Raw genomic sequence first — 6,630 nt, 5'->3', positions numbered from 1 at the left:
GTACGCGTTCGACCCGGCACAGGACGAGGTGCTTGACGGCATCGAAGCCGATGGCGCCAAGATCAATGGCCTGTTCCACCGCCGCCTGGAGATCGGCGACGGTGAACGTTTCCAACAGGCGCAGCACCTGTACATATTCACGCCTGCCATGCTTGTGCATGCGGCCTTCCATCAACCGCTGCAGTGTCGTGAACGCTTCGGGCAAATCCCAGCCCTGCAAAGGGGCAGCCTGGTCGAATGCGTTGATCTTCTGCTCGATCAGCGGGAGATAATGGAGCGGGTCGAAGATAACCTCCTCGCGGGCATAACAACGAGGATGACGGGCGATGACTTCGCTGCGGCAGCCGATCACCACCTCATCGACATAGGCCCTGATCCAGACCTCCTGATGGCCCCAGGCCACCGGAACCGAATAATCATTGGTCTTGTAGCGCACCAGGGATTGCGAGGAGACCCGCCCACCGGTCTGATCGCAGGCCTCGAAGGGTGTAGCGGGCAAAGGCTGCATGGCCGCGAGATCGCGCTGCAAGCGCTCACCGATCGTCTCGCTCTCCCCGCGCACCTTGTCCTGCTGGCGCTTGCGGCATTGCTCCTCCAGCCACAGGTTGAAGGCCTCCCAGGTCGGGAACTTCGGGATCGGCACCATGAAATTGCGGCGGCAGTAACCAACCAGCCCTTCCACATTGCCTTTCTCGTTCCCCTTGCCCGGGCGGGCATAGCGGTCGCGGATCACGTAATGCGACAGAAAAGCGCTGAACAGCGTGGCACGCTTACGCGTGCCGTCTGGCAGGATCTTCGCCACAAGACAGCGATCGTTGTCGTAGACGATCGAGCGCGGCACCGCGCCGAAGAACGCAAAGGCATGAACGTGTCCGTCCACCCAGGCTTCCGCCACTGCCGCCGGATAGGCCCGCACATAGCAGGCATCACTGTGCGGCAGATCGAGCGCGAAAAAGTAGGCCTTCTGCTCCACCCCGCCGATCTCCACCAGCGCTTCCCCGAAATCGGCCTGCGCATCTCCCGCCGGGTGCGCCAGCGGCACGAACATCTCCCGGCTGCGCTGCTCGCGCTCCCGGATGTAATCCTTGATGATCGTATAGCCGCCAGTGAAACCATGCTCGGTGCGCAAGCGGTCGAATACCCGCTTCGCCGTATGCCGCTGTTTGCGCGGGACGCCGCGATCCCCCTCAAGCCATCCATCGATGATCGCCACAAACCCGTCCAGCTTCGGGCGCGGCGGTACAGACTGACGCCGATAACCCGGCGGCGATGAAAACGACAGCATCTTGCGCACCGTATCGCGCGACACGTTGAAACGCTTCGCCGCCGCCCGTTGGCTCATGCCATCCGCGCAAGCCAAACGGACCTGAAGATAAAGTTCCACGCTGTAGATCCCCACACCTCCCTGACTTGGCAGAAAGGCTTCAAGGTGGACGACTTTTACGCCGCCCGCAGCGGGACTATCCCGCCGCTAGCGTGGCCGAATATTGCTCCGCCGTTCTCAGGAGATCTCTCGAAGCTCGAGACCGTCTGCATAGATGCCATTGCCCGGCACAACCTCGACACGCTCTCGCACCAGCTCTTCGCACGCGATGCCGACCAAACGCCCGACGACTGAACGATGATGTCGCCGGGAACGCGCCAGGGTGAGAAAGTCTATGCGGACCTTAAGGAAGCCGTGCTCTCGGGGCGCTATGCGTCCGACACGGAGCTATCCATCGCGGCTATCGCCGAGGATATCGGGGCCAGCGGCTCACCGGTCCGCGATGGTCTTCATCGACTTTACGGCGAGGGCCTCCTGCAGATGGGCCCGCATCGGGGATTTAGAGTGCCAAGCTGGAGTGCCGACGCGCTGCGGGACTGCTACACATGGCACGGTCATCTCATTCGCATGGCCATCAAGGCGATCGGACCCAAGGCGCTCCGGGAACCTGTCGCGCCCGAGGGCTGGCTGACCGATTATCGCTCACCCGATCGCATCGTCGCGACCGCCGAGCGTATGTTTCTCACGCTGACGAACAAGTCTTCTTCCAACGAGCTCGCGGCCGCCGTCGCCAACACGGGTGAGCGCCTCCGCACGATCCGACTCTTCGAAACAAAGCGCTGGTTGGACTGCGGCGACGAGCTTGTCTCTGCCAATGTATTGGCAAGATTTGAGCCCGGAAGCAGGCTTCTGGAGGCTCTCTGGAACTATCACCGTCGGCGGATCCGGGCCGCTTCCATGCTTTCTGAAGCGCTGAAATCGCGGTCACAAAGCTGAAATCACTGCATAAAATGACGGCCGATGCATGCGAAAGATTATTTCGCAATCTAGTATGTTTATTAGTTTCACCATGAAAGCAAAAGGGGCTGAATATATTAGGGTTCAGGAATAGCCTTTCTGTCGCCACGAACAGTGTGGCGAATAGAAGGAGGTAAGTATGGAACGCGAATACGAAGCCGCCGACGAGGGCGTGATCGAACTCGGGCTCGCCACCGAGATCACTCATGGCCAGGGAAGTCAGGATCTTGATTACCCGCAGGGTCAGACGGCCCTCGGGTCGCTGGAGGACTGATTTCCAAACGCCTGGCTCGGCTTATCGCCGGGCCAGGCACGGCGCATGGGGGTGAATTCATGCCATCTTTAGCCTTGAAGCCGAGAGTGGGCTGCTGCTGCCTTCAGGAAAAGTACTTCTTCCTTGATATCGATCGCAATCGATACTGCGCTTTACCAGCGCGACTTAATGGCTCGATCCGGAATGTCATTGAAGGCTCTGAAATTGATTATGATCAGGCGCAAGCCTTAACCAGCACAGGATTGTTCCGCTCTACAGAAGCAGGTGGCATGAGCTACCCGTCTGGTTGCATCACGCCCCCCAGCGTCTCAAGAACTGGTTCGCCCAAATTGGCGAAAAAATTCCAGCAATTTAGACTTGTTATGACCGCAACGGCGATGTTGTCTCTGTTTCATCTGGTTGTGAGGGTCATTCCCCTGAAATGTTCCCTCTCAATGTGCGCCAACAGGACAGAAACATCGAGAAACCAAGCGAAAGCCGATAACGTCGAAATGGTTCTGGGGTCTTTCCGGCGCGCGTCCTTGCTGTTTGTTAGGAGGAACAAATGCTTACCGGATGCAATGGCGCTGAAGGCGATGCTTGCATTTTATGGGATGCCCACGAAAATCGTGTTCGGTATTAAACTTGAGCCCTTTCAGGCACACTGCTGGGTGCAACGAGATAACCAAGTGCTTGGACAAGATATCTTTGCCGTCAGTGCATTTCACCCGATCCTCGCGCTGCCATGAATACCTCTTATTCCTTTGTGATAAATCCGGGAACGAAAGAGCCATCCGACAGCGCTCGGACGGCAAGATCTCAAGGAATTAACCAGCTATTCACGAGTCCGGACCTGAAAGTCGAGACTTACAGCAGGGGATCGGTTGTCGTCATTGGCGATTGTTTTCCCGACCTCGACTGCAATCGACCAATGCCAGAGGATATATTCTCCTCTATCAAGTATATCTCTCGCAGGCACTGGGGAAGATATGTCGTCATAGCGTATAACCCCCGTTCCAGAATAACAGCAATATATCGAGATCCATCTGGAATGGTTCCATGTTATTATGGCAATGTCGGAGATCGCGTCGCCGTAGGAACGGACGCGTCTAGCATCATATCCAATTTGGATATTCCATCCCGTATAAATTGGGAGGTAATCGCCAGCAGTTTGCTGTCTCCCGATCTGCGTTTGCATGACAGCGCCTTGAAGGGAATTTCCGAAGTTATTCCCGGCGAAATGGTTGTCGTCGATCCTCATGGCACCCGACGCGAGATATTATGGAATATCGGCGAAACCTTCTGCAAAAACCAAAAGGCGACGTTTGAAGAGGCCGTGGATATATTGGAGCAGACGCTCGTAGATACCATACAGGCGTGGTGCGCTCGCTACGATAATCCAGCAATTGCCGTCTCAGGCGGACTTGATTCATCGATTGTCGCTGGAATTGCGGCGCGCGTATCACCCGTAAGCCTGTTGCACTTTCTGACGAGCGTAGAAGGTGAAGGCGAGCGCTATTATGCGGAATTGCTTTCTGGTTACCTCAAGATACCGCTCAACTGCGTTGCTTCCAATGTAACGCGGATCAGGGTGAGCGAGAATAGATCGTCCTTCCGCCCTCGGCCTTCGGCACGGCTCTTTACGCAAGATTATGACGATGCCGCTGCCCGCCACGTCGAAAATGGACGGAACTCTGCACATTTCAATGGTGGCGGAGGCGACAACGTCTTGGGACGGCTTCATTCAGCGTATCCCTTGTCGGATCTTCAAATGACCGAAGGCTTCTCGTGGGGGCTATTTCACGTCGCGATAGACATCTGTCATGCGACGGGAGCTTCGCTGCCCGACGTATTGAAGCAAGGAATAGGCGCTACCCTGAAAAAGGACATGCTTGTTTCCTGGCCTCACAACAAGGAACTTCTCACCAAGCGCGCCATATCGCTGTACCCTGACGAATGTCATCCCTGGTTGAAGGTGACACAAAGTCAGCTTCCCGGTCAAAAGCAGCTTGTAAGGAGTATCGCACGAGGTACAGCTTCAACGGACTATCTCAATATATTGGGTGACGTACCGACCATATACCCGTTGCTTTCTCAGCCATTATTAGAGGCCTGTCTATCCTTTCCGACCTGGCTATCCGTTTCCGGTGGACGAGACAGGGCGGTTGCACGGGCGGCGATGCAAAAATATTTGCCGCCAGAACTTGCCAACCGCACCACAAAGGGCGCGTTCGATACTATCCCGTATAGAATCCTCGGCGCGAACCGCGAGCGTGTTTTTGGTGACTTGGAAGCGGGCTTTCTCGCCGAGCAGGACCTCCTCGATGTGAAGGCTATAAAGGAAGTGCGCCAAGATCATACATTCCGGAGTATTCGTCCAAGTCGCATTCTTCATATTCACGAGGTTGAGACTTGGTGTCGCAATTGGTCCTGATGAAGTAACATCGATAAAATCCGCCAAGCCTATTGTTTCATATTTTGTGTCAGCCATTCGACATTCCGCCTGTAAATCGCATATCGGTGGGCAGGATGAATTTTGACATGGCCTTCATCGGGATAGACGAACATCTCGACGGGCCATCCTCGAGACCGCAATTCGCTGTAGGTGGTCAGGCCCAGGCGGAATTCGGCTGACGATGCTTGTATAAGAAGAGGAACAGGGCGCGCTGTTGTGGCGCCTTCCAGCGTACCCTCGCGCCAGAACGCCTGTCCCGAGTAGCGCGACGCTGGATATCCGCCGCGCACATAGAAGTTTGCAAGGCCTTCGCCTCCGAAGGCCAACATGCTGTCTGACTCACAGCAGGTGCTCAGGATCGCCGCAGAAAACAGAGTCGAACTGGCAAGCGCATAAGTGGCCGTCGAAGCGCCATCGCTCTGCCCGGTGATCGCCACACGATCAGGATCGACGACGCCCTCATCAACCAGTTTTCGGATGATAGTATCAAGCGATGAAAGATTACTTCGACGGTCCATCCATCCTTTTGTATTAGCTCGCATATACGCCTCTTGGCCATTGACCGCTAGCGTTGAGGCGTACCAAGGTGGTCGGTTAAAACTCAGCACGGCAAATCCGTGAGTTGCCAGCACCTGGATTGGATACTCGTCTGCGGTTCCTCCTCGCAGAAAGCCGCGAGAATCATATTGTACGACCACCAAGGGCAATCTTTGATTGTCCTTCCGATTGGGCGGGAGCACGAGATCGCCGAAGGTCGAAATGCCGAAGGAGTTGGTCCATTCTAGGCGCTTTACAGTTCCCAGCGCTAACAACGCGAACTCCGGATTGGGCTCAAAAACGGATCGCCGCGTTCCGTCACGCAAAGAAATTGCCACGATTGAGCGGGGACTGGTTGAACCTTCGTGCGCGCACACCAGCTCCACCTGCACGAGCTTACAGCCGAAGATGGCGTCTTCGGTGCTCAATAGGAGTCGAGGCGCCGCCCGCCCAGGCTTCCAGGCATAAAATTCTGTAGCATTATCAGCGACGCCAGTTCGGCGTTCATACCAAAGCGTCCTCCCATCCGGTGACCACCACAGTCCCTGAACGTTTGAGCAGGATGTTTGCTGACAGGTGTATGTGCGACCAGCGACGCGTGCCTTTAGTTGAGGTTTTTCGCGATAGAGGTTGCCGGAGGTGTACGAAACAGCATTGCTGGTGGGCTCGGCGGATGCTGAGAAGGCAACGGTTCCCTTGGGCCAGGAAGATGAAGGATCGAGGAAATCCTCAGATCCGGAGGGTAGCCCTACAGAAGATCCGTCGTTCGGATCGATCGCGAAGTTCTCTAGCGGAATGTCTGAGGGCACAAATGGCCGGTCGCTGGAGGAGGGCCAGAAGCGAGCGTCATAGTGATACCCGCTGCGCCCCTCGACAGTGATCGCTGCGAGCGCATCGGCCGTCCCGGGCCGACTGGAAAAAAGAATTGCTCTGCCATCGTCGGACCATGCCAGAGCGCTGATGTCGACAGGGCTGGTGATCAGCCTTTTTGAGTTGTGCTTCACCATGTCGTACCGCCAGATTTCGGAACGATCGGCGAAGTTCTTAGGCCGTGTTGACAAAAGGGATTCCCAAGCGGGCCGGGTTCTGATTCAAGACTGCTTT

Annotated in this window: 7 protein-coding genes; 5 read left to right on the top strand and 2 right to left on the bottom strand. The window is 56.1% G+C overall.

Features of this window, described 5'->3' with window-relative positions:
* On the bottom strand, positions 1-1,342 hold a 1,342-nt coding region (gene istA / locus NTCA1_RS27545; RefSeq protein ID WP_236549616.1), incomplete at its 3' end, for an IS21 family transposase.
* An 87-nt stretch (positions 1,343-1,429) separates the two neighbouring features.
* Between istA and NTCA1_RS28905 the strand changes: the two genes are divergently transcribed.
* From NTCA1_RS28905 to NTCA1_RS27525, 5 genes are all read left to right on the top strand, one after another.
* Entirely contained in the window at positions 1,430-1,618 is a 189-nt protein-coding gene (locus NTCA1_RS28905; RefSeq protein WP_236549615.1) for a hypothetical protein, read from the top strand.
* A 3-nt stretch (positions 1,619-1,621) separates the two neighbouring features.
* Complete coding sequence (locus tag NTCA1_RS27535; protein WP_236549614.1) at positions 1,622-2,260, top strand: GntR family transcriptional regulator; 639 nt, start codon at positions 1,622-1,624, stop codon at positions 2,258-2,260.
* 160 nt (positions 2,261-2,420) lie between these two features.
* Positions 2,421-2,555 carry a hypothetical protein gene (locus NTCA1_RS29030; RefSeq protein WP_255490649.1) on the top strand — a complete coding sequence of 45 codons (135 nt, stop codon included), beginning with the start codon at positions 2,421-2,423 and terminating at the stop codon, positions 2,553-2,555.
* Between the two features lie 59 nt (positions 2,556-2,614).
* Positions 2,615-3,283 (top strand): lasso peptide biosynthesis B2 protein, encoded by a 669-nt coding sequence (locus NTCA1_RS27530; RefSeq protein WP_159832433.1) that lies wholly within the window; start codon positions 2,615-2,617, stop codon positions 3,281-3,283.
* Between the two features lie 302 nt (positions 3,284-3,585).
* Positions 3,586-4,968, top strand: a complete 1,383-nt coding sequence (locus tag NTCA1_RS27525; RefSeq protein ID WP_159832432.1) for an asparagine synthetase B family protein — start codon at positions 3,586-3,588, stop codon at positions 4,966-4,968.
* Positions 4,969-4,997: 29 nt separating this feature from the next.
* Here the strand turns inward: NTCA1_RS27525 and NTCA1_RS27520 are convergent, their stop codons facing one another.
* The gene (locus NTCA1_RS27520) at positions 4,998-6,587 is read right to left on the bottom strand and encodes an Atxe2 family lasso peptide isopeptidase (protein WP_255490648.1); all 1,590 of its coding nucleotides are present in this window, start codon (positions 6,585-6,587) and stop codon (positions 4,998-5,000) included.
* Positions 6,588-6,630 lie beyond the last annotated feature (43 nt).

The organism is Novosphingobium sp. TCA1 (genome assembly GCF_009811895.1).
In the GTDB taxonomy this organism is placed as follows: Bacteria; Pseudomonadota; Alphaproteobacteria; order Sphingomonadales; family Sphingomonadaceae; genus Novosphingobium; species Novosphingobium panipatense_A.
The sequence above is the reverse complement of the archived record's forward strand: the minus strand, read 5'-3'. Positions and strand labels throughout refer to the sequence as shown.